At 41.4% G+C, this 21,349-nt stretch carries 24 protein-coding genes; 6 read left to right on the top strand and 18 right to left on the bottom strand.

The features are described from left to right. Positions 1 to 21 precede the first annotated feature (21 nt). A complete protein-coding gene (locus JWG41_RS13285; protein WP_205270418.1) occupies positions 22 to 417 on the top strand; it encodes an acyl-CoA thioesterase in 396 nt (131 codons plus the stop codon). 23 nt (positions 418 to 440) lie between these two features. On the opposite strand, the gene JWG41_RS13280 is transcribed toward JWG41_RS13285, so the two are convergent. Next, positions 441 to 827 carry an LIC_11502 family protein gene (locus JWG41_RS13280; protein ID WP_205270417.1) on the bottom strand — a complete coding sequence of 129 codons (387 nt, stop codon included), beginning with the start codon at positions 825 to 827 and terminating at the stop codon, positions 441 to 443. Here JWG41_RS13280 and queG point away from each other — a divergent pair. Then, on the top strand, positions 826 to 1,815 hold the full coding sequence (gene queG / locus JWG41_RS13275) for a tRNA epoxyqueuosine(34) reductase QueG (RefSeq protein WP_205270416.1): 990 nt from the start codon (positions 826 to 828) through the stop codon (positions 1,813 to 1,815). The two genes, JWG41_RS13280 and queG, sit on opposite strands and share 2 nt — an antisense overlap. A gap of 5 nt (positions 1,816 to 1,820) precedes the next feature. On the opposite strand, the gene thiE is transcribed toward queG, so the two are convergent. From thiE to JWG41_RS13230, 10 genes are all read right to left on the bottom strand, one after another. Further along, positions 1,821 to 2,459: a thiamine phosphate synthase gene (gene thiE / locus JWG41_RS13270; protein WP_205270415.1), complete on the bottom strand. Its 639-nt coding sequence runs from the start codon at positions 2,457 to 2,459 to the stop codon at positions 1,821 to 1,823. Continuing rightward, complete coding sequence (thiM, locus tag JWG41_RS13265) at positions 2,449 to 3,252, bottom strand: hydroxyethylthiazole kinase (protein WP_205270414.1); 804 nt, start codon at positions 3,250 to 3,252, stop codon at positions 2,449 to 2,451. Before thiM ends, thiE begins: the two co-directional genes overlap by 11 nt. Positions 3,253 to 3,273: 21 nt before the next feature. Then, positions 3,274 to 3,669 (bottom strand): response regulator, encoded by a 396-nt coding sequence (locus JWG41_RS13260; protein ID WP_135585314.1) that lies wholly within the window; start codon positions 3,667 to 3,669, stop codon positions 3,274 to 3,276. A gap of 6 nt (positions 3,670 to 3,675) precedes the next feature. After that, complete coding sequence (locus JWG41_RS21180; protein WP_269750440.1) at positions 3,676 to 3,807, bottom strand: hypothetical protein; 132 nt, start codon at positions 3,805 to 3,807, stop codon at positions 3,676 to 3,678. Between the two features lie 57 nt (positions 3,808 to 3,864). Further along, a complete protein-coding gene (map, locus tag JWG41_RS13255; protein ID WP_205270413.1) occupies positions 3,865 to 4,620 on the bottom strand; it encodes a type I methionyl aminopeptidase in 756 nt (251 codons plus the stop codon). A 3-nt stretch (positions 4,621 to 4,623) separates the two neighbouring features. Then, entirely contained in the window at positions 4,624 to 4,827 is a 204-nt protein-coding gene (locus JWG41_RS13250) for a hypothetical protein (RefSeq protein WP_135579315.1), read from the bottom strand. Positions 4,828 to 4,840: 13 nt separating this feature from the next. Beyond that, the gene (locus JWG41_RS13245) at positions 4,841 to 8,071 is read right to left on the bottom strand and encodes a SpiroCoCo family coiled-coil protein (protein WP_205270412.1); all 3,231 of its coding nucleotides are present in this window, start codon (positions 8,069 to 8,071) and stop codon (positions 4,841 to 4,843) included. 83 nt (positions 8,072 to 8,154) lie between these two features. After that, entirely contained in the window at positions 8,155 to 8,790 is a 636-nt protein-coding gene (locus tag JWG41_RS13240; RefSeq protein WP_205270411.1) for a rubrerythrin, read from the bottom strand. Positions 8,791 to 8,821: 31 nt separating this feature from the next. After that, on the bottom strand, positions 8,822 to 9,469 hold the full coding sequence (locus JWG41_RS13235; RefSeq protein WP_205270410.1) for a hypothetical protein: 648 nt from the start codon (positions 9,467 to 9,469) through the stop codon (positions 8,822 to 8,824). After that, positions 9,469 to 10,725, bottom strand: coding sequence for a 1-acyl-sn-glycerol-3-phosphate acyltransferase (locus JWG41_RS13230; protein WP_205270409.1), 1,257 nt, complete (start codon positions 10,723 to 10,725; stop codon positions 9,469 to 9,471). Before JWG41_RS13230 ends, JWG41_RS13235 begins: the two co-directional genes overlap by 1 nt. Before the next feature lie 47 nt (positions 10,726 to 10,772). On the opposite strand from JWG41_RS13230, the gene lmtA reads away from it, so the two are divergent. From lmtA to JWG41_RS13215, 3 genes are read left to right on the top strand one after another with little or no spacing between them, the layout of a single operon-like run. Continuing rightward, positions 10,773 to 11,534 (top strand): lipid A Kdo2 1-phosphate O-methyltransferase, encoded by a 762-nt coding sequence (lmtA, locus tag JWG41_RS13225; RefSeq protein ID WP_205270408.1) that lies wholly within the window; start codon positions 10,773 to 10,775, stop codon positions 11,532 to 11,534. 6 nt (positions 11,535 to 11,540) lie between these two features. After that, entirely contained in the window at positions 11,541 to 11,804 is a 264-nt protein-coding gene (locus JWG41_RS13220) for a hypothetical protein (RefSeq protein WP_205270407.1), read from the top strand. Beyond that, positions 11,794 to 12,645 carry a hypothetical protein gene (locus tag JWG41_RS13215; RefSeq protein ID WP_205270406.1) on the top strand — a complete coding sequence of 284 codons (852 nt, stop codon included), beginning with the start codon at positions 11,794 to 11,796 and terminating at the stop codon, positions 12,643 to 12,645. The genes JWG41_RS13220 and JWG41_RS13215 overlap by 11 nt, the downstream gene beginning before the upstream one ends. Here the strand turns inward: JWG41_RS13215 and JWG41_RS13210 are convergent. From JWG41_RS13210 to JWG41_RS13180, 7 genes are read right to left on the bottom strand one after another with little or no spacing between them, the layout of a single operon-like run. After that, positions 12,608 to 13,636: an AAA family ATPase gene (locus tag JWG41_RS13210; RefSeq protein ID WP_205270405.1), complete on the bottom strand. Its 1,029-nt coding sequence runs from the start codon at positions 13,634 to 13,636 to the stop codon at positions 12,608 to 12,610. The two genes, JWG41_RS13215 and JWG41_RS13210, sit on opposite strands and share 38 nt — an antisense overlap. Further along, complete coding sequence (locus JWG41_RS13205; RefSeq protein WP_332461297.1) at positions 13,633 to 15,081, bottom strand: phenylacetate--CoA ligase family protein; 1,449 nt, start codon at positions 15,079 to 15,081, stop codon at positions 13,633 to 13,635. Before JWG41_RS13205 ends, JWG41_RS13210 begins: the two co-directional genes overlap by 4 nt. Further along, positions 15,074 to 15,625 carry a hypothetical protein gene (locus JWG41_RS13200; protein ID WP_205270404.1) on the bottom strand — a complete coding sequence of 184 codons (552 nt, stop codon included), beginning with the start codon at positions 15,623 to 15,625 and terminating at the stop codon, positions 15,074 to 15,076. Before JWG41_RS13200 ends, JWG41_RS13205 begins: the two co-directional genes overlap by 8 nt. After that, the gene (locus JWG41_RS13195; protein ID WP_205270403.1) at positions 15,600 to 17,252 is read right to left on the bottom strand and encodes a vWA domain-containing protein; all 1,653 of its coding nucleotides are present in this window, start codon (positions 17,250 to 17,252) and stop codon (positions 15,600 to 15,602) included. The genes JWG41_RS13200 and JWG41_RS13195 overlap by 26 nt, the downstream gene beginning before the upstream one ends. Then, entirely contained in the window at positions 17,253 to 18,194 is a 942-nt protein-coding gene (locus JWG41_RS13190; RefSeq protein ID WP_205270402.1) for a hypothetical protein, read from the bottom strand. Further along, positions 18,191 to 19,768: an AAA family ATPase gene (locus JWG41_RS13185; RefSeq protein ID WP_205270401.1), complete on the bottom strand. Its 1,578-nt coding sequence runs from the start codon at positions 19,766 to 19,768 to the stop codon at positions 18,191 to 18,193. Before JWG41_RS13185 ends, JWG41_RS13190 begins: the two co-directional genes overlap by 4 nt. Further along, on the bottom strand, positions 19,765 to 20,346 hold the full coding sequence (locus JWG41_RS13180) for a hypothetical protein (protein ID WP_205270400.1): 582 nt from the start codon (positions 20,344 to 20,346) through the stop codon (positions 19,765 to 19,767). The genes JWG41_RS13185 and JWG41_RS13180 overlap by 4 nt, the downstream gene beginning before the upstream one ends. Positions 20,347 to 20,420: 74 nt before the next feature. On the opposite strand from JWG41_RS13180, the gene JWG41_RS13175 reads away from it, so the two are divergent. Further along, the gene (locus JWG41_RS13175; protein ID WP_205270399.1) at positions 20,421 to 21,335 is read left to right on the top strand and encodes a TIGR01777 family oxidoreductase; all 915 of its coding nucleotides are present in this window, start codon (positions 20,421 to 20,423) and stop codon (positions 21,333 to 21,335) included. Positions 21,336 to 21,349: the final 14 nt, after the last annotated feature.

Below are 21,349 nucleotides of genomic sequence, written 5' to 3'. Positions count from 1 at the left end.
TTTAATTTTGTATTTAGCAGTATGATTCGAACGGAAATTCAAATTCGATTTAATGATATGGATCCCATGCGAAGGGTTAATAACTCTAGTTATTCGACCTATTTAGAATTGGCCAGATTAGATTTTTGCAATCGGTATCTATCTGTGGCAGAACTCGAAGACATTCCCTTTGTGCTCGCGCGCGTGGAAATGGATTTGAAGGCATCGGTTCTTCCGGGAGCTTCCATTTATGTATCCACTTGGGTATCTTCCATTGGCACAACATCTTGGGAATTTTCGTATGAAATCCGAGACGGGAAAACAAATACTCTTTATGTATCTGCAAAAACTGTGCAGGTTTACTTTGATTACCGAGCTAAGACCAAAAAACCCATCCCTCCTGATTTTTTAAAATCTTTGGAAAAAGAACGTCTGTAGTTGATTACAGGCAAATTGGTAATTTAAAACAACTCTCTCGAATCAAAATGTTTCCATTCCCAATGGTAAGCCGATTTGTCTCCGTATTGGATGCATTCGGCAAGCCAGTTGGACTCAGCTTCTGGATGCAAAATGGAATAGGTGTCCGTTACAGAACGAATCAGTTCCCCATACTCAGGAAGGATTTCGGGAAGGAGGGGGTCTGTGTTTCTTTCGAGGAGACGCACTACCGACTGGATTAAGGCAAAGTAAATTCCCTTTCTTAGTAATTCTGGAATGCCTTTGGGAAGGGTGACCAGTGCTTCTATTTGTGGGAATAGAGAAACTAGTTTTGGGATATGGACATACAAATGGCTTGGCAACTGGCCTTGGATCTCAGTAAGATAGACTTCATTCCTGTTTTCACCCATGACAAATCCAATCTATCAGATTCGTTCTCAAATTAAAACCATTTGTGAAAAGGAAGGATTTTCTTTAGTGGGATTTACAGAGGCAAAGATCCCGAGTTCCGATTTAGAACGTTTGGAGGAATGGATTGCGGGAGAACAGTTTGGTTCCATGTCTTGGTTTGCCAAAGACCATGCCGTGGGAATCAGAAATCGTTTTGAAAACTTAGGCCTCATTCCTCGATCCGTGATTTGTCTTGGGTTTATATACCGGTCGAGCCAAGGAGAAGAAGTGGTTTCTCAAATGGAATCTAAAGTTTCTCGTTATGCGTTAGGTTCTGATTACCATCTCCTTCTAAAGGGAAAAGGAAATCGGATTCTAAAAATCCTTCGCAAAGAGTTCCCAAGTCATAAATTCCGCCAGTCCGTGGACAGTTTGCCCATTGCAGAAAAAATTCTGACAAGAGAGTCGGGGATTGTTTGGCAGGGAAAAAATACAAACCTCATCCATCCCAAACTTGGGTCTTATTTTTTTCTATCTACCATTCTCACGGATTTAGAGTTAGGTGGCCCGGATCCAGAGGAAATGGTCACAGACCATTGTGGGAGTTGCCGTAAATGTTTGGATGTTTGTCCCACGGGTGCTCTCGAAGAATATAAAATGGATGCGAGAAAATGTATCTCTTACCTAACCATAGAAGACCGGGAAGAAACCGAAGCGACGGAATCTTTTTTAGAATGGGATAGGAAAGGTTGGGTGTATGGATGTGATCTTTGCCAAGAAGTCTGTCCCTGGAATGCAAATGTGGCCAAACGAAACGAAGTCGAAACAACAGAACCTAAGTTTTTGCCCCGAGCCTTTTGGTCCGACCCGGATTTTGCATCCAAAGAATCTCTTACCAAAGAAGAGTTTGATTTTTATTTTAAAGATTCACCGATTGAAAGGATTGGATTTGAAATTTGGAATCGGAATTTAAAAGAGAAAGATGTCGAAAATAAAAATCGCTCTTGATGATACTAAGTAAAGTTAGATGATAAAATTTCTGTCGCCAGTTTCGGATCCTTTGCCGAACAAATCGCACTCACAACGGCTAAAGAATCGGCACCTGCATCCACAACTGCTTTCGCGTTGGATTCTTTAATCCCTCCAATGGCAACAATGGGAATTGTGGTTTGGTTTCGTAACCAGCCAAGTCCTTCGAGTCCCCAAGCAGGTTTAGTATTGGTTTTGGTATCAGTATCAAACACAGGAGATACTGCTAAATAATCTAAGTTGGGATGGCGATCTGTTTGGATGAGAGTTTGATAGTCTTCTTTTGTTTCTAAAGAGAGCCCAATGATGGAATCATTTCCTAAGATTCGACGTGCGTCTTCCCAAGGAAGGTCTGATTGACCCAAGTGGACACCGTCCGCTTCGGCCGCCAAACAGATATCTAGGCGGTCATTGATAAGAAGGGGAATCTGAAAAGGAGTTAGGATTTCTTTTAAATGTTTTGCGAGTTCTAAAAATTCGCGGCTATTGGTTTCTTTTTCTCGGAGTTGGACAAGATTGACTCCCCCGAGGGCTGCTAGGCGCACTACCTCAGCCAAACTATGGTTGAGGCAAAGGGGTCTATCTGTTACCAAATAAACCCCACGAATTTTTTTATTCGCCATTGAACCTTTGTTTTATGGTATCTGCATTGATCTCATAAAGAGAATCTAAAAATGCCACTTGGAAACTTCCTGGAGAAGATGTTTTGGTTTTTGCCATTTCTCCCGCAATTCCCATGATCGCCATGGCAGAAGTTGCTGCGCGAAACTGATTGGATTGAATAGCAGCAAAGGCACCACAAATGGCAGAGGCAGTACAACCAAGGCCTGTGACCTTTGTCATAAGAACGTCTCCATTTCTGATTTGGGCTTTCTCTGTTCCACTTAAAATATAGTCTGTGGCCCCAGAGATCACAACCACTCCACCAGTGACTTTGGAAAGAGACTTTCCAGAATCCACTGCGGAATCAGAAGAATCCGTCGCGTCCACTCCTTTGGTTTTTCCAGAAGAGTTGAGGGTCGAAAGAATTTCAGAAGCATTCCCACGAACAATACTCGGACTACCGGCTCCTAAGATCCTACGAATTGCCACATTACGCAAGTTACTTGCTCCTGCACCCACAGGATCGAGGATCAAAGGTTTCCCAAGAGAGACTGCTTTGGTTGCCGCCTTTTCCATACTTTGGATCCAAGGTTCGGAAAGAGTTCCAATGTTGATGACTGTTGCTGAACAGATGGTAACCATCTCTTCGACTTCTTCGATGGCATGAGCCATAATGGGAGAAGCACCAATGGCAAGAAGAGCATTGGCAGTGTTATTCATGACTACGTAGTTTGTGATATTATGAACGAGTGGGGATTTAGAACGTAAGGATTCTAAATCTTCGATAGTATTTTCAATGATTGATTTTGACATGCGGAGGTTTCCTAGGAAAACCTAGGCAATCTTCGTAATGGCGTCTTCTACTTTTTTGATTAAATCCGATTCAGACCAAGGTTTGTTTAAAAAACTATGTAAGTCGACTTCTCCTTTCAATTGATTGAGTGAGAGTTCATCAATGTGACCGGAAATAATTATTTTTTGAATTTGTGGATAAGTTTTGTGTACATCGCGAAGGAATTCATCACCTCTTTGGTTCGGCATAAGCCAATCAGAAATGATGATGAGAATGTTGATTCCTTCTTCCGCCAATTCTTCGATGATAGACCACGCCTCTTCTGTATTTTGGGCCGTTTCATAACGATACTCGTTCCCAAAATGTTTTTTGAGCTGAGACTTCAGACTCATCAGAATGATTTGTTCGTCATCGACGAAGAGAATGGCTTTGTTCATGGGAAACTATTTTCCGTCGTGGGGGCACTCAACTAATTTGTCATGTCCTGGACAGGAACGTTTTTCCTTTCCGGGGCAAATGGCAAAACTTGCTGATGTGATGACAAATAGGCTAAATAGAGTGATAGCAGTTTTCATAATAATCCTCTTCTTGAATTAGACGACAAATTGAATGTGAAAGCAAGAACCTTTTGTTCAAACTTTTGTGAGAATTTCATACCCTTTGTCTGTGACAAGAATGGTATGTTCAAACTGGGCAGAGAGTTTTCCATCTTTGGTGCGGACTGTCCATTTGTCAGATTTATCAAAGTTTACTTCCCAAGTTCCTAAATTGACCATGGGTTCGACTGTAAAAATCATTCCAGGTTCGATCTTTGCTAATTTGCGTGGTGACCGAAAATGGGGGACCTGTGGTTCTTCGTGGAAATTGCGACCTACACCGTGACCCATCAAATCTCGAACAATTCCATACCCGAGAGGTGTGAGAAAGTCGTCGATGGCGTTTCCAATATCATCAATCCGGTTCCCCGGTTTGATTTGTTCGATTCCGACCCACATCGCTTTTTCCGTATCGGCGACCAATTTTTCGGCTTCCGGAGTGGATTTTCCACCTACGATAAAGGTTTTGGAGGTGTCTCCAATGTATCCGTCCACAATGGGGGATACGTCCAAATTCACAATGTCACCGCTCGCGAGGACATCTTCCTTTTTGGGAATTCCATGGCAAACCACGTGGTTGATGGAGGAACAGATGGACTTGGGAAACCCTTTGTATCCCAGAGGAGCCGACCTATGGCCGTTCTTTTTGGTATGGGCTTCCGCTAGATCGTTGAGTTCTAGGGTAGTGACCCCAGCTTTTACAAAGGGCTCTAGGTAAACGAGGAGTTCGGCGGCAAATTTTCCCGCCTTCCTCATCTTTTCAATTTCTGATTTGTTTTTAATGTAAATCACGGATTAGAAATCTGTAGACCGAACCGTTGTTCTTTTATTCGCAGAGGTTCTTTCCAAAGCTTTGTCGAGGAGACGGTAGATTTCTTCGTTGATTCCCTCGATTGCGTCTCCAGAAGTCATAAATCCCTTACTTTTGATATATGCTTTCACTTTAGAAGTGACAATTAGGGATTCCTTCGACGTTGTTTCTGTTTGTTCTTCGGACATGGATACCTCGGTTTTATTTCTTTCTAACTCCGAGGATGCTATCTACGAGGGATTTTTCAATATTTAATTTTTCGCTGATTGCCTCAGAAGACCACTGGTAGTTGTCGTGGAGGCTCTGGATGGTGGCTCTTTTTCTCTCGACAAGGGGATTTCCCGAAACTTTTCGGTCAGATTTCCCTGCTGGGACCGGGCTTTGCATGGCTCCCTGAACAATATCCAGGAATTCGGAGAGTTTTTCGAAGGTTTCGTCTGCCTCTCCTAAGAGTGATTCTAAATCGTCCTTGGTTTCTCTTGAGGATTCCTTCAGGTCTTCCAATCGTTTTTGGAGTGTGAGGATTTGGCGGTGGCGGTCAGAGAGGTCACCTAGCAGCTCTTCAATTTTGTCAAATTTGCGTTCTACAGAATCAATCTGTGCTTCTCGTTCCACAAGGAAGGATGTGCGGTTTTCTGCTTGGCGAATGGTTTCTGTGAGTTCTTTTTCCCGAGCTTCCACCACTTCGATTTCGCGGTCGAGGATGTCGAGGCGGGCTTGGAGTTCCCGTGCATTGTGTTTTTGGCCTTCTAAGTTTTCTACCAAATGGAAAACCGAATCTTGTGATTCTTGTAAGGAAGAAAGGAAGGATTCAATTTTCGATTGTTCGGTGGTGAGTTTGGTCACTCGGGTTTCGATAGAACCAATCTCTGCTAGGCTTTGTTCAAAACCTTCCATCGTTTCGGAAACATGGACCAGGTTCGATGCAAGGATTTGTACTTGTTTGTCGATATCTTCTGATTGGAACTGTGCTTCTTTTAGATTCTCGAGTTCACTTGCGATTTCTTTTCTAAGTTCCGAAAATTCAGAAATAGCAGATTGGTAAAGGTCAATGTCCGGTCGGCCTTTTTCTAGAGCTCTAAGGGCTTCCGAGATTTCTTCTACGGCACGGTTTGACTCGTCTGCGATCTGTTTGGCGGATGCAAATAAATCAGAATGTTCTTTTACTGTTTCGAGTTCACTGGAAAGAGTTAAAATCTCATCTTTCAGTGTTCCCATTTCGGATTGGAAACTAGAGAGAGTTTCTTCTTTGGTATCGTTCAGGTCTTCTAAACCGTCTCTAATTTCGAGTTTTAAATCTTGGAAACGATCCAAACTTTCTTTTAAGAATTCTTGGCTTTCTTTTGCAATTTCTTTGAAAGACTTTTCGTAATCCCTTTGGTAAGTTTCAATTTGTTTTTTGGATTCGTCTTTGGAACGTTTAATACTTTCGTCTAAATTGCGTTTGACGCTGCTTAGGTGGTTTGTGATTTTTTCTTCGAGTTGACCGAGTTGGATATTTCCTTTGTCCAAAAGTTTTGTCAATTGGTGAGAGATTTTGGAATCAATGGTTTCATTGAGTCTGTCCATTTTCTCTTCTTGTAAATTGAAGAAAGACTCTCCCGATTCTTCTAAGTGTTTGAGAATTCGGTCCACTTCACTACGAGCCAGTTTCGCTTCGTCTTCCAAACGAGAAATACTTTCCTTGGTTTTGGACTCGGCTACAATTTCCAAATTGGATTTTGCTTTTTGGAATTGGTTTTGGAATTCTCCGAGTAGGTCAGCCCCTTCCACATGAATTTCTTTGAGTCGGTCTTGGAGTCTTTCGATGCTATAGTTTTGGTCCCCACGCATCTTTTCCAGTTCGTCTTCCCATTTGCTGACAAACTGTTCCAAGCTGGCATTGGCGATACGAATCTTTTCGGTAACAATTTCTTCGGATTCTTTGGCTTTTTCTTCTGCTGTTTCTAAGATTTCATGTGCCGATTCACGTAGAGCCGATTTTAACTCTTCTACGTAATCATCTACGTCTTTGGTTTGAGCCGTGATGGATTCACTTAAGTATTTAACCTGCGACTGCACTGTTTCTAGATCTGATTCCATCTCTGTTTTTTGGAGTTTGAAATCAGAATTCATTCTTTCTTCGAGTTCTTTGCGAAGTTCAAAGAGAGAGGTTTTGATGACTGTTTCTTGATTAGAGCGAACTGTATCCAACTCGCGATCGAAGTCTTTTAATTCTTGGAGAGCACTTTTTTTCAAAGAACTTGCTTCTTCTTTTAGATCTTCCGAAATGCGGTGGAATTCTTCAGAGAAAGCTTCGATTTCACGAATGAGTTCTTGTTTGCGGATGTCCGCTTGGCGAAGGAGTTTGTTTTCTGCTTCCAAATATTTTTCTTGGAATTGGATGATGGTTTGGTTGATTCCATCTGCTTGCCTTCTCGTTTCATTGATGATGTCATCTCGTTTGGAAAGTGTTTCGAGAGATAGGTCTTCAATTTCCCTTTTGATGGCATCAGTCTCTTGAGAAAGTCCCTTCATAAAGGAATCTTTGGTATGAGTGACTTGGTCAAAGATAGAATCAAAACGTTCTTGGATTTTTTTATCGAGTAAGTTTACTTTCTCTTCTAGTTTCCCTGAAGCACGTTGGTATTTTTCTTCCAACCTTTCATCAAACTTATCGACTTTATCAGAAAGTAGGGAGGATGTATCTTCGAACTTTGTTAGGCGAACATCCAAATCCCCTTGGGCATTTTTCATGGAATCAAGGAGTAGATCCATTTCTTTACGGGCATGGTCTAGGCGACCTGCTGTTTCGTTCACCATGACATCTGCATGGGATAAAAGTTTTTCGCGGGCCGTCTCAGCAATCTTAGAAAGTGAGTTATCTAGGTAATCGGATTTGGTTTCGAGTAGGCTTTCGAGTTCCACCATCTTCTGTGCAACAGATTGTAAAATCTCATCACTACGAAGGTTGAGTTTATTTTGAAAAGAATCCAACATAGAAATAGATTCGTTGTGAAGGGATTCCATATCTTCGGAAACTTCACGTAACTCTCGTTTGTGGGTATTGATTTGAGAGAGTCCTTCTTCCATGTATTGTTTTTCACGACGGACTTGGTTACTCAAATCTTGGATTTGTTCCATCTCTCCCGATAGAGAAGAAAGGTAGTCTTTACTCGCACGGATTTTTTCGAATAGGTCGCGGGACTCGGAACTCAAATGCTGGATGTCTTCAGCAACTTTGCGGGATTGTTTGACAAGGATGTCGAGGTCAATGCCGGCATCTTTCACGAGTTGGATCTTTTGGAGGGCGACACCTTGGATTTCGTCCGTCAATTTGGACGCATAACGTTTGAGTTGGGACAGTTTGGTGTTGGACTTGTCCAAACGACGAAGCCCAATAGTCACGGCAACACTGGCCAAAAAAGGCAATAAAAAGACTTCTAATCCCATTTTCTCAAAGATCCAATAATAGTATTATGTCGCATGAAGATGGTTGAAGAAAACCAGGCTCGGATTTTTTCCGCAAGCCTTTTTTAATTCAGTGAGAATTCACGGATTTGGAGCCAAAATCGGGTAAAAATCTTCGCTTCTTCTGCCTCTAAATTCGCCAATCGTTCCGTGGCTTCCGGGTCGAGGCGGAACATTTCGGAACTCATCTCGGAAAGGTGGCCTTCCTCTTCTAAAATCAGGTTGGTTAGGCGGATGGGAGAACCGGTTTTGTCCAAAATTTCGTCGTACGCTGCATAGACGACCATGGCCCGTTTTTCAATCACTGTTGTGGTGTACAAATAAGCAAGGTAGGTGAATTGTTTTTCGTCCGTAAAAACTTTGCGTAGGCTACGACGGACAAGGGTGTCTAGTTTTGCGAAATAAATTCTTGCCGCCGTTCCCCTAACCAGTGCGGAGTTTTGGTATCCCGATTGGAAACTGGGTTTTATGGTTCGGGCTGCTTTTTTAAAGAAGAGGGCATGCCTTGCTTCTTCGGTGGCATGTTTTAAAATCATCTCCGATGTTTCTTCACTGGATTGGGTGAGAAGGATTTTTCTCGAACCCAGGTGTTCTAAAAGAGAAAGTGTATTCAACCAAAGAGCATGGTTTGTTTCGTTGGCAACGATGTCGGAGAGAACTTTAGGAATGGAATCATTTGAAAGGACAGTAGCAGAACCCATAAATCCAAAATGTGGGATGTGTTTCTTTGGGCTAGCCTTTCTTCAGTGGGATTGTGAGTTGGGCAATGGTTTCTCCATCCTCATGGTAGATCCGAAATTGGTCTGTGGGAAGGCCTTCCCCTTTGAGTAAGATGACACAGAGGGCAATCCCAATCCCTTCTCCTTCGGAATTGTCTCCTCTCTCGATATAGTATTCCATGATGTCGTTGTAGTTCTGTGCATGTAATAGAGAATTTCGAATCTTTTGCATCTCTCCTCGCACTAGGGTTGTATTGTTTCTGACATCAAATTTAATTTGGGTTTCGTTATGTTCGATTTTGAGATGAACATAGAGATTTTTTTCACGAGCCAAGGGTTCAAATGTGTTTCCACGCCCAGAAAGGATCAGGCTTTTATACATCCTAACACCTAATTCATAGTCGGCGGGAGACTGGATGTCGAGTTGGTTCTCTTGAAAGAATAGTCTTTTGAAATTGGCTTTAAAACCGTTGAGGATTAAGTCTTTGACGATCGTGAAAAGAATGGCGGATAGGTCTGGGATTCCGTATTTTTCTGTCAGTGAGTCTAACAATTTGACCAAGTTCTCATCCAATACTTTGGATGCCCCATAGGTTGTCATTTCTATGGGTTTGGAATGGTCGACCCAATCCTTAACTTGTTCTAGACTGAATGGTTCCATTAAAAAATATATTGGCTCGGAAACAAAGGATTGGATTTGGATTTTTCTTCCACAAGCATTGTTTGTAACTCTTTCCTTAGACGATCTGTAATGGAATCTAGCGTTTTCTTTTTGTCTTCTTTATAAGAACTTAAATACTCATTGATCGTGAATGGCGTTCCGAATCTAACAACCGCTCTGTGAGGTCTGGGGCTAAATTCCCCAAAAAGTTCATTTTCGTAACGATATAAAAACTCATACAAACGTTCGGCACTGGGGAGTTCTTTGATATAAGCAGTTTGAATAGTAATAAAGTCATAAGCTTTTGTCGCAGCCTTTCTTGCCCAAGTTGCCATCTCTAGGCTTGGTAGTTCGCCGTTTGGATCGGGCATCCCAACAGATACCATTTCGAGAACACTTAAGATCCGTCTTAATTTTTCGATGGCATTGGCGTCTGCATCCCATTTAGGAATGGTAGCTTTTCTTGCAATATTGTCGAGCATGGCATGACGCATTCGTCCTAAACGGTAATCAAAGTCGTCGGCCCTACCTTCTTCGACAGGAACTCCATACTCTTTTTCTTCTCTTTCGATCATGCGTTTTCCTACAGATAAAAATCGATGAACGATATCTTTTCCTGTTTTTTCGATTCCTAACTTCTGTTCCATCTTGGAGATCGTTTGGTCGATGTCTTTTTGCATGGAATCGATAGACCCGGTCATTCTGTACTTAACGAAGGTGGGTAAAATCCATATCTTTGCTTCGGGGTCTTTTTTGAGAGCATCTTCCAGCCCCCAAAATCCCAGTTGTGCCACCCCAGGTTGGAAAGGGAGAAGGGTATCATTCATGCCACTTGTGGGTTCCCCTTCTGGGAATAGGGCGAGTTTTCCCCCACTTGATGCAAGTATTTCTCTTGAGGCTTTGAGAGACTCGCGGTCTGGTGCTCCAGCTAACACTGAATAGGCCCCGATGGATTGGATGAAGTCACCCACAAATCCATAGGCCCATTCGAATACCTCTCTTGCGGCCATATAATGAAACCTTGAACCCATAATGTTTGCCGAATGGTAGGCCACTCCTGGTTCTTTGGTTGTCGGGTGATTGGAGATATAGAGCAGTCGTTCTTTTTGAAAGGATTTTAATGTCTTTTGGTCGGAACTTGAGATCTCGATGGATTCGAGGTTGTGGAGCATTTTATTGAGAACGGGTAGAGTCAGATCCGTGAACCATAAAGCAGGGAGATTGAACTTTGCAGGGATAAAGGATTTGATTGACATAGGACGAAAGCTGACAGATTAATCAAAGGAAGCAAGTACGAATTCACATGGCACTTATAGAAGAACTCAACCAACAAGGCAATTTTCTCTTCCGATGGCGCTCCTACATTCCAGGAGTTATTTTGTTCCTTTCCTTACTGTATCTACCGTATGTTCCTTATTTTCAAGGTAACTATAACTCCAATTTATATTGGCTTGGTGGTGCATTTCTTGTAAGTTTTGCGGGACTTTTTGTTAGATGTTTTACGATTGGATATACTCCCAAAAACACTTCCGGCAGAAACACAAAACAACAAGTTGCTGATGTGGTAAACCAATCAGGAATTTACTCTTTGGTGAGACACCCACTTTATGTAGGGAATTTTCTGATGTATCTTGGGCCCGTGTTTATCCTTCGGGATTTTGCTTTTGCACTCGTTTACATCATGTTCTTTTATCTATATTACGAAAGAATTATATTCGCTGAAGAATACTTCCTTCGTGGCAAATTTGCAAAAGGGTATTTGGAGTGGGCGGACAAAACTCCTGCTTTCATTCCTAGACTTTCTGGATATAAAAAACCTAATTTAGGTTTTTCCTTCCGAAATATTTGGAAACGAGAATACCCAAGTTTATTTGGAATTATAGTCATATTTACTATTTTTGATTTGATCCAAGTTTACTACCAAGAACCAGCACTCCGTGCGACAGACATCACTGGAATTTGGAAACCTTTCCATACTTGGTTTTTGGGATTTGGTGTCGTTTTTTATGTTGTCACTCGTATTCTTGTAAAGGCCACCAAACTTCTAGAAGTCGAAGGTAGATAGTTTTTTATGAGTCGGTTGTCCAATGGTTGGAAGGTTCCAGAGTCTCTTATCGATAAAAGGGAACTTATGGAATCTTACCAAAAAACAGTCGAGAGTATGGAGGCGGAAAACCCGCTTACCATCTTTCGGGAACATATGGACAACGGACTTTTATTTAAGGCAGGCCTCCAGGATGCCATGAACCAACTTACAACATTTGCAAATTTGTATATGAGTATCATTGAACTCAAAGCAGAGATCGAGAAACAAACCAAGGACAATGTTACTTGAATCGTTGTTTGCCGGAGAAACCTTCTCTGGTAGATTCCCAAATCCATCCTTCTCTTTTTTAAATACCATCAAACAATACATAAACGAAGAGTTCTCGGAAGGGGATCCTGTCGTTGTCAGTTCCCAAATTTCGTACTTCGAACTTACGCGACGAATGAAACAAATCCGAACCAGGATTTATGAAGACCAGTCTTTAAAACTCTATCTTTTTCCGTTGTTCGAATCTTTTGATATGGATCCGGATGATCTGTATGTGGATTTATTTAGACTTCGTTGTGTACCGGCGGGGTTTCATATGGCCTCTGGTTCCGAGTCTGTTTTATACATCCATCGAGATCCTTGGTATGCCAATCCTGAAAACCAAATCAACCTTTGGATCCCGATCACTCTTGTCAAACCGGGGGCGGGGTTTGCGATTTATCCATCTTATTTTTCCACACCCATTTCGAACAATTCCCATCTCTTTGATTATTCGCATTGGATGGAAACGGGTGGATTCCAAGCATCAACTCATTCCCGTTTGGCGGAAAAGGTTTTTCCTAAACCAGATGCCTTCCCGAATGATCCCCACCGATTTTCTGTTTCGGGAGATTTTGGGGATTACTTTTTATTTTCTTCTCACCACTTACATGGAACTGAAGAAAACAACCAAGGGTTCTCACGCTTTAGTCTGGAGATTCGTCTGGTTTTGGGAGAGGCGATCCGAAATCATAGAGGCCCCAAAAATACGGACAATCATTCCACAGGAACCACTCTCTTTGATATGAAGCATATAAAAACGGGAGAGATCCTTTCTCAGGACATCATTCAAAATTACGTAAAGTCCTCTGCTTTGTTGTAAACGATTCCGGGTTCATGGGAAGGGTTTTGATTTGGTTTACAATTTCTATCGCTTGTCTCTCCCGTTCTGCATAATTCCCCCGGATCCAATGGAAATTACGATTCGCATCTTGCATCGCTTGTAAAAAACGTTTTCGCATGGGTTCGCGTTCTTCCCCTAAATCTCGCAGTTTGTCTTCCATCCAAGGGATATCAATGTCCAAAAAAAGAGAGTCGTCGTATTTTAAACCTAATGCTCGTTCCGTGAGCCAAGGAATTTCAGACGCGTAATACCTTTCCAAATACACTTTGGTTGTGAGTAGGTCCGTATCTAAAAATAAAATTCCATTTGCAGTCTTTGCGGCTTCCACTTCCGAGAGCAAATGCCCTTGGCCAATTGGTAAAAAATCAGATTCGTCCATAGGACTTTCTTTGGATTCCAAATACTCGCGGGCAAATTCGGGAATCCAATTGGTTTGGAAATGTTTTGCTAAAGTCGCAGCTAAACTCGTTTTGCCTACCGACTCACTCCCTGTAAGGACAATGCGTTTGACAAAGTAAGGCCTGATGAGTTCGGGAATCCATTCCCAATCGGTTAGGGGAGATTCTCTGATTTTAGAGGCTGACACCGGGAATGTCTTTCGTTCCAGGTCAATGAGTTTGTGTTCACATCCCAGCACTTTCGAAAGTGGATCTCCATATTCTTCGGATGTAAAAAGGAAATCCACTTTCCTTTTCGTGTGACTTTCGATCGTTTCTCGCCAGAGATTCCAGAAATTTGGATGTTCGTCTGGGTATTGGGGATTTTCATCTTGGACCCAGACCAAATGGATCTTGGGATCTGGGAGGAGAGTTTGCATCCATTCGAATCTTAGTTCCCCAGGAATCAGTTCTGCTTCTAAGGAACAAACAAGAACCGTCAGTTCCTCGCAGGATTTTTTTGCTTCCGTGATGAGGTGGATATGCCCTTTGTGCGGGGGATAGAATTTTCCAAGAACTAAGCCATGGGTCATTGTGTTTTTTCCGATCTTTCTAAATAAGAATTGATAAATGCGATTTGTTTTTTCCCATCTAACTGAAATTTGGTGTCAATTTGAACCTCGGAACCAAAACCAAAAAGAGATTCAAGTTCCAATTGTAATTGAATTTGGAGAGTATTACCCTGGGTGGTAGATCCTGAGGTCCCACTTATGTATGTTAGCTCTGAAAATTCACTCGAGGCGGAGACCCGACAAATAAAGTTCCTTTTTGTGAATTGTTCCACTTGGAACTGGTAGATATGTGGATTTCGTCGGAGGATTCTTGCCACGTCAATGGGGTTGACGGTTTCTTCGTTTGGTTTTGTAAAATAAACTGGCTTTCTGCCAGATAACAACCGCAGACGAGGGAAATGATCCCCACAAGTACAAACACCATAATGGAGTTCTCCTCTGTCTCCCGTTTTGTACCGAAGTAAGGGTAGATAAGGATTTCTTCCTCCAGTCACTACGATCTCGCCCACATTCCCTGTGGATTCAACTTCTCCCGTTTCGTTTGATACAATCTCTACATAAATATCGTGAGGAAGGATATGCATCCAATCGGGGTTTGCCTGGCAAGCATAAGCAATGGGTCCTGTTTCATTTAAGGAATAGAAGTTGATGACGGGGCATTGGAAGTGTTTCTTTAGTCTTTCTCGTAAACTTGTTGTTAACTCTAGAGCTGTGGAATGGATCACCTCTGGTTTGTAATCCAAACCCATTTTCATTGCCATCTCCAAAGCATAAGGATCTCCTGTTAGGATTTGTGGAGAACATTCTTTAATGAACTTTTCTATATCATTTGGATTTTTCCAAGCTAGTGGATGTAAGTTGATTTTTGCAAACTTAGCTCCACCCGCCAAACTATGATTTGTTGCATATACAATGGTTTTTTCTTGGTAACAAAGTTGGATCGCAAAAGTAGACTTTGGGTTGTGTTTGGGAACCACACCATACCTTTCGACAGTCCATTCAATCAAAGGAACATAACAACCTACGGCTCTTGGATGGTTTGGTGCCAGAATCGGTAGGCCTGTTGTCCCTGATGTGGGATTGACGACCATTCGGGTTAGGTCCATATCACTGGGAATGATTTCTGTAATTTTTGTTTGGAGGTCTTCTCTTGTGGTGAAAGGGATTGATGCGTAATCATCGTCTGGGGATAAACCTTCCAGTTGGGTTCTAAAAAAAGAAGAGTGGAATTGGTTCTTTCGGAGGAACTGGATGGCTCCATTCTTATCCAGATAATTTTGGTTTTCTTTGGAATGGTAAAGTGATTTTTTGAAACTTTGAACAAAATCAAAATCTTCTTTTTCGATTCTATCTCCGATACTCGCATTCCAAATGGGTGCATGCGTTGAGTGAATGAGTTTCCCTAGTTCCTCTGCCCAAACTTCTGTCATGAGAGGGGAATTTCGATTTTTGGTTCTATCATTCACGGTTGTATTTTGAGGCCGCTTCTTCCTCTTCTTTTTGTTTCATTTGCCTAAGAATTTCTTTGGCTCGTTCTTGTGCTTTTTTAGTTTGATCTAAAATTCGTAGTCTTTCTCTAGAATCAATCGAACGGTATCTATCTTCAAAATAAACCTTTGTTTCGTTAGCTGGTAATAAATCCAAGGCATGGAACAAACTTCGGATGAGTTCCTCGGCCCTCTCTGCATCCTTTGTCCATTCTGTATAAGGATGAACGAGTTTACACAATTCAGGAACTGTTTCAAAAAGAAATTTTGTTAATTTTTGGAAATCAAATTCAGGAATTTTTGAATCTGGATCAAAGAGTACATAAGAAAGAAGGACGTGAGTGGCTTTGGTGTCCAGGTTTGTAATTTTGGTAAGCGACCTGCCAAACACAGGAGAAAGAATTCCTTTTCTTTTTGTGATGAGGGCATCAAACCATATAGCATCTAGGGATACGGTTTCAAAATCCACAGATAGGATGGGGAAATTAAGAATCTGTTTAACGTAGTATCTGATTTCTAACATAATTTCTGTGCACAAAATCTTTACTGAATTGGATGAGGTCTTCCCAACTTTGAATGGGGTACAATTCCCATCCTGAATTCCCCATTTCATTAATGATCGAATTCCCTTTGCCATTGTAGAGTTGTAAAACCATGGAACCGCCACCCTCTGCTTTTTCTAAGGCATTTTTGGCAATGTATCTTGGATTTATCGGGTAGTTTTGAGTAAACATAGTATCGATCCCATCATCAGAAATGACAAGGATATGCCTCTTTCGCTTTGGTTTTTCTTTGTAACCTTCTTCCAATAGATCCAAAGGAAAACAGGTCCCACCTCCAAAGTATCCAGTAAGCACTTTTAAAATTTCTTTTTCATTTCTAACAAATCCGTTTGTCGTTTCATATTCTTTTTCGCCAGACCATAAAGTCACACGGACATGACTTCCCGTTCGTAACGCCGATAAAGAGATGATGGCACCAGCGAGTGTTAGATAAGACAAACTGGTTTGCGGGTTCGGCATGGATCCAGAGCAGTCGACAAACAAGTCTAAGTCGATGGGATTCTTTTTCACTTCATAAGACTCTGTTTCTCCATACAGATCTTCTACTGTTGTGTATCCCGGAATCACGATAGGACTACGGATTGTGGATTCAATCCAATTGATTTGTTCTATAGGAGAACCCGGATCCCAAAGTTCATTCCCTTCCAAAATTTCATCTTTGGCTCCAGGGGTTCGGAGTTCCGGAAAGGGGATGAGATAGGGTAGCGCTTTGTCTTTGTAGTATCTGTACACAATGTCCGAAATTTCGGCTTCAATTCCCATGGCCTTACAAATGGATGAAAAATCTGCTGGATTTAAAGATCTTTTTGCCATGGATCCAATTTCGGTGGGGAATAATTCCGATTCTACTTCTATGTCTGTGATCCCTGAAGGCGGAGCCATTCCTTTTCCGGAATCTAACGTATCTAAGATGGTAGATATTTTTCCAGTATTCGAAGAGTTCCCATCCTTTGTATCGAAAAAATAAGGAAAACAAATACTCGCAAAATCAAACATCCCTTTTGACCAATCATTAGGGAAATTACGAATCATACGACAAACAAGGCTTGCATCCGATTGGATTTGATCATCTACCTTTCCTTCTGTCAAAGTTTCGGAAGGTAAAGCCCATAACAATTCGTAGGTTCTCATATAAAAATTCCAGAACCGATCTTTGTTTTTTCCGATCCTTTGGTACACTTCCTCCATCCGTAACTGGTTGTAACGTTTCAGATGGTCATTGATATAAAGATCTTCATAGACGTTGACAATGGTTGCCGTTAGGTGTTCGAGTCGGGGGAGTGCGAGCCCTGCCAGGTAAATGAGTTTGGCTTGGTCGGCCAAATCTCCTGGGCAATAGACATGGTGTCCAATTTCGTGGCCCATGATTTCTAAGGGGTAATCTTCTAGTTTATATTTTTTGATTTGTTCTACGGAGAGTAGGACTCTGTGATCTAACAAACGTATGGCGGCAAAAGATCCAGTTAATCCTTCAACTTTTTCTTCCGATGCAGAAAATAAAAATTTAGCTGGTGTTAATTTAACATAATCACTCCAAAGTTTGAGCGCCTCGTCCCAACGATTTTCCCAAGTCTTTACAAAGTCCATCTACGCGGAACCTAAATAAAACAAATAGAGATTATACGAATGTGATACTGTGAGTAGGATGGACTCTTCCGATTCCACAGCAGATAAAATTTCTTTGGGATCTAGTTTTTTGCTAACAATTAGTTTCCAAAAAGGGGATCGGATCGTTCCATTTGGTTTGGGAGGAGTGAGAATTTTCTCTTTGGGGATCACATTGGTTCCAAACTGATCCAAATATAATGAAAAACAATCCGTTCCCGATGCCACAATCACAGAATCAGACTCCGCGTGAACAGATGGGATTTCTTGGAACAGACCACCAAACAAAGTGTATCCGGGAATCACTCGGAAATGGACGGGGTCTGTTTCTTTCGGAGGATTGTTTCTTTTGGGAAAAGGGTGGGTTAGGGTTTCTTCCGTGATTCCCACTAGTGTTTGGATTTCTTTTTTGAGTGTTGCGGAAAGAGAGTCAAATTGTGTTTTTGCCTCCAGTCTGTATTCTGGTTTTCCACTGGCCCAGGCAAAGACAACCAAAAGGATTTTCCATTCGGCAAGTGAAGTAGTGATTTTGGATAAAGATTGGATTCGTTTTAAGAAAACTTCCTTTTTTGGTTCTTCAATTTTAACAAGGACATTGGCTAAGTAAGATATGGATTCTGTTAGGTTCTCTTGGAGATGTGAGCCAAACAGCTGTATGGTTTCAAAAAAAAGACTGGGGATGGGAGGGTTCTGTTTAAAGAAATTTTTCGAGACCAGTGTCACTAAAGTTTGGAATTGAGAAAGGACAAGTTCTTCCGAAACCGTTTTATCTATTCCATCAGGGATTGAGTTATAAAAGGGAGCTAAAGTTTCGGCAAGGGATTCCTCTGAAAAATGAGAGTTTGTTTTTTTTTCACCAAATACAAGGTTATTACAAACATCTCGATTTTTGAATAGGATCTCCTTCCAAGACTTTTGGTTCATACATTTGATTCCGCCCACTTGAGGTAGTTGGTATACCTTTGGTGTAGGTACTTGAGTTGTAATAAGTCGTCAAACATATGCCCATACAACTTTCTTTGTTTTGCCATCGTCTCAATTTCTCTTTCAATTTCTACTAATCTTTGTTTGGTGTCCTTGGCCGAAAGTCCTTCCAAACCTTCTTCAAATTTAGTCGAGAGATTGCTTACGGTATCGTTTTTGTCGAGACCCAGTCTATCGTATTCGCTGAGGGACAAACTAAAGAGTTTTCGAATCCAACTCACTCGGTCACTCCGATACACTTTGTGATCTGCATCTTCAAAAAAAGGTGAATCTGAATTTTGAACTAATTTATCATGCAGAACAAAAGGTAAAACATGGCTTAGATCGTCCAAACTCACCTCAGCAAGTCCACGAAAATAAGCCAATGCCTTTGCATAATTGATACAAGTAAAAATGGCCCGAACACTGAGGCCATTTTTGGTTTGGGAACCTAAATCCTTTGTTTTGTCTTTCCCTGTTTCGGAAGAGCTGAGTGCTGCAAAGTCAACTGTACTCAATTTGGCGGTGTCTTTTGTTTTGTATTCTAATTGTTCTCCCGCATATTCCATAAATTCAAACTGGGAGGTAAAAAACTCCATCCTACGGCGAAGTTTCGGTGGAAAAACCACATTTCGAATTTCTTCATTGATCGTTTTGATTTCTTCTTCCGAAAAAACAATTTCTTTGGGAACGAGCGCCTCCGGTTTGTATCCTTCTTCCACACGTTGGATCAAATCCTTAATAAAACGTGTGTTAAAGTGTGGGGCTTTGACTACAATATCAATCCGATCCCGAAGGGCTTCAATGACCTGGTAGGTTCCTCCTCCTGCATCATCATTGGCAGTGAGATACCAAGCAGCATCCGGACATTCAAAAATTTGGTCATAAATTTCTGCATAGTTGTCTCCCATAATGGTGAGAAGGGCAGACTGTGTCCTTGTGGGAATGCGATTGTATTCATCGATGATCTTTACTTGCATTCCAAGCCACTTCCTCCAAGCGATTTTGATTTCATCCATGGACTTGGCTTGCATCATATCACTAGGCAGTGGATTCCCGAGTAGATCAGTGATTGTCATTTGGGGTTGGCCATGTTGGATGGCACGTTTGATTTCTCGGATGGGGTAACCGGCAATCACTCCCATAAGAATGGCCGAAGCTGTTTTTCCTCTTCCCGGGCCACCAACTAACAAACATTTACCTCTGACAATGAGAGTGAGAAGGGGGAGTAAAACAAAACTAGAATAACTTTGAGCTGTGGGAAGAGTGATAGTGGATTTAGAATCTCCAATAGTAAATTTTAATGGGGGAGTGTCGTTGTATTCGATATCATAGAACGGATTGATGATGGCAAAATTGGTAATCCAAAAATAGGCCTTTCTTAATTTTTCATCGAGCCCTATGGAATGGTTTTTTTCACCCGATAGAGGAAGGGGTCCATCTTCCAATAGAGAGCTGATATCAAATTTTCGATCCCCAGTTTTTGATTTAGGAATGGTAGGAGATTCGGAAATTTTATTGGGAGGGTTTGTCATGGAACCTCCTCGAGTTCGACTTCCGAAATACAACCTTCTGCTGCATTCAGTTTGAATTCTGGTGTGAGGATAAAAATATTCTCTGGGTAGTTTGTTTCTTTTTGGAATTTGGAAAGTTGGGACAAGGAAATGGAAACCTTGGACCTGTTTTTTTCTTCAAACCGATAAACGAATGTTAGTTCGTCTTTTGGCATTCTTAGTTCTTTATCTACGTTGATACTTTCACGTAATAGAAATCGCATTTGAAATGAAGGTAAACTTTCCCCAGGGCAAGCAAAAACATGTAAGTTTTGGAACTGTCTCGGTAGGAATAGACTTCCATTCCAAAAATGTGACAATTTCATTTCTAAGAAAAAATCAAAATCCTCCTTCCCATTTTGTTTCTTTCTCCAAACCGTATTTTTATCTTTGTCTAACAAAAAGTGAATGCCATTGGATCCCGTTGTGTCTTCAATTCGAAACGGTGGATTTTCTTTATACTCGTTTATCTTTTTTTTTGTTCCCGAAAATAGATAATAATTCCCGAAGAGAAGTAGAGAAATGGCGAAGGTGATGGGAAGGACAATGGCAGGTCTCATATGAAAGAAAAACTTATGTTTACTAAAAAAATGGGCTACTTCTTTTTTTATGACCTGAAACGAAAGGAGAACGTATGAAAATCGGAATTTTAGGTGGTACTGGCCTAATTGGTAGGTCATTCATCGAAACAGCCTCTCGCAAAGGGCACCGTTTCCGAGTGTTTTCACGAAAAACCTCCCTCCCTCCCGAACTTTCCTCCTATCCTGACTTGGAATTTGTTTCTTGTATCCTCCCACAAACAGCAGACTTAGAAGGATTGGATGCCATCATCAATTTGGTTGGTGAGCCAATAGCGGGCGTTAGATGGACAGAAGAAAGAAAGACACTCATTGAGATCTCACGTATCGATTTTACAAGAGGACTTGTCGCTCGTGTTTTGGATTTAAAATCTCCACCAAAAGTTTTTGTGAACTCTAGCGCCGTTGGTTATTACGGAATGACGGAAGGCGATCATTCTCCCTTTACTGAAAACTCAAAACCAGGGGACGACTTCCTTGCTAAACTTTGTGTAGAATGGGAAAACCAAGTTCTCCCTTTGCGGGCAGCAGGCATCCGATCCTTAATATTGCGAACTGGAATCATTCTATCTCCTAAAGGCGGAGCTTTGGAAAAAATGATCCCTCCTTTTTTACTGGGAGTGGGCGGATCCATAGCTTCTGGAAAACAAGGAATGAGTTGGATACATATATTGGATTTTATTTCTGCCATGTTACACTTGATGCAATTAGAATCAGCATCAGGTGCTTATAATTTAGTATCTTCTTTGCCTGTGAGTAACGAAGAGTTTTCAAGGGTTTTAGCAAAAACACTAAGTCGTCCTAATTTTTTTAAAGTACCTGCTTTCGTTATACAAGCGCTCTATGGAGAAGGAGCCGTTGTGATCACTAAGGGACAGTATGTGATACCTGAAAGACTTCTTTCTACCGGTTATGAGTTTCAGTTTCAAAATTTAGAAACGGCTCTTTCAAATCTTTTACAAAAACAGTGATTTCTTCTTTGCAA

Source organism: Leptospira chreensis (assembly GCF_016919165.1).
Taxonomy (GTDB): domain Bacteria; phylum Spirochaetota; class Leptospiria; order Leptospirales; family Leptospiraceae; genus Leptospira_A; species Leptospira_A chreensis.
The sequence above is the reverse complement of the archived record's forward strand: the minus strand, read 5'-3'. Positions and strand labels throughout refer to the sequence as shown.

Bases quoted from the DNA above. Each gene is read 5' to 3' on its own strand.
- JWG41_RS13285 (WP_205270418.1), top strand. From the start codon at position 22: ATGATTCGAACGGAAATTCAAATTCGATTTAATGATATGGATCCCATG.
- queG (WP_205270416.1), top strand. From the start codon at position 826: ATGACAAATCCAATCTATCAGATTCGTTCTCAAATTAAAACCATTTGT.
- JWG41_RS13280 (WP_205270417.1), bottom strand. From the start codon at position 827: ATGGGTGAAAACAGGAATGAAGTCTATCTTACTGAGATCCAAGGCCAG.
- thiE (WP_205270415.1), bottom strand. From the start codon at position 2,459: ATGGCGAATAAAAAAATTCGTGGGGTTTATTTGGTAACAGATAGACCC.
- thiM (WP_205270414.1), bottom strand. From the start codon at position 3,252: ATGTCAAAATCAATCATTGAAAATACTATCGAAGATTTAGAATCCTTA.
- JWG41_RS13260 (WP_135585314.1), bottom strand. From the start codon at position 3,669: ATGAACAAAGCCATTCTCTTCGTCGATGACGAACAAATCATTCTGATG.
- JWG41_RS21180 (WP_269750440.1), bottom strand. From the start codon at position 3,807: ATGAAAACTGCTATCACTCTATTTAGCCTATTTGTCATCACATCAGCA.
- JWG41_RS13250 (WP_135579315.1), bottom strand. From the start codon at position 4,827: ATGTCCGAAGAACAAACAGAAACAACGTCGAAGGAATCCCTAATTGTC.
- JWG41_RS13245 (WP_205270412.1), bottom strand. From the start codon at position 8,071: ATGGGATTAGAAGTCTTTTTATTGCCTTTTTTGGCCAGTGTTGCCGTG.
- JWG41_RS13240 (WP_205270411.1), bottom strand. From the start codon at position 8,790: ATGGGTTCTGCTACTGTCCTTTCAAATGATTCCATTCCTAAAGTTCTC.
- JWG41_RS13235 (WP_205270410.1), bottom strand. From the start codon at position 9,469: ATGGAACCATTCAGTCTAGAACAAGTTAAGGATTGGGTCGACCATTCC.
- JWG41_RS13230 (WP_205270409.1), bottom strand. From the start codon at position 10,725: ATGTCAATCAAATCCTTTATCCCTGCAAAGTTCAATCTCCCTGCTTTA.
- lmtA (WP_205270408.1), top strand. From the start codon at position 10,773: ATGGCACTTATAGAAGAACTCAACCAACAAGGCAATTTTCTCTTCCGA.
- JWG41_RS13220 (WP_205270407.1), top strand. From the start codon at position 11,541: ATGAGTCGGTTGTCCAATGGTTGGAAGGTTCCAGAGTCTCTTATCGAT.
- JWG41_RS13215 (WP_205270406.1), top strand. From the start codon at position 11,794: ATGTTACTTGAATCGTTGTTTGCCGGAGAAACCTTCTCTGGTAGATTC.
- JWG41_RS13210 (WP_205270405.1), bottom strand. From the start codon at position 13,636: ATGACCCATGGCTTAGTTCTTGGAAAATTCTATCCCCCGCACAAAGGG.
- JWG41_RS13200 (WP_205270404.1), bottom strand. From the start codon at position 15,625: ATGTTAGAAATCAGATACTACGTTAAACAGATTCTTAATTTCCCCATC.
- JWG41_RS13195 (WP_205270403.1), bottom strand. From the start codon at position 17,252: ATGGACTTTGTAAAGACTTGGGAAAATCGTTGGGACGAGGCGCTCAAA.
- JWG41_RS13190 (WP_205270402.1), bottom strand. From the start codon at position 18,194: ATGAACCAAAAGTCTTGGAAGGAGATCCTATTCAAAAATCGAGATGTT.
- JWG41_RS13185 (WP_205270401.1), bottom strand. From the start codon at position 19,768: ATGACAAACCCTCCCAATAAAATTTCCGAATCTCCTACCATTCCTAAA.
- JWG41_RS13180 (WP_205270400.1), bottom strand. From the start codon at position 20,346: ATGAGACCTGCCATTGTCCTTCCCATCACCTTCGCCATTTCTCTACTT.
- JWG41_RS13175 (WP_205270399.1), top strand. From the start codon at position 20,421: ATGAAAATCGGAATTTTAGGTGGTACTGGCCTAATTGGTAGGTCATTC.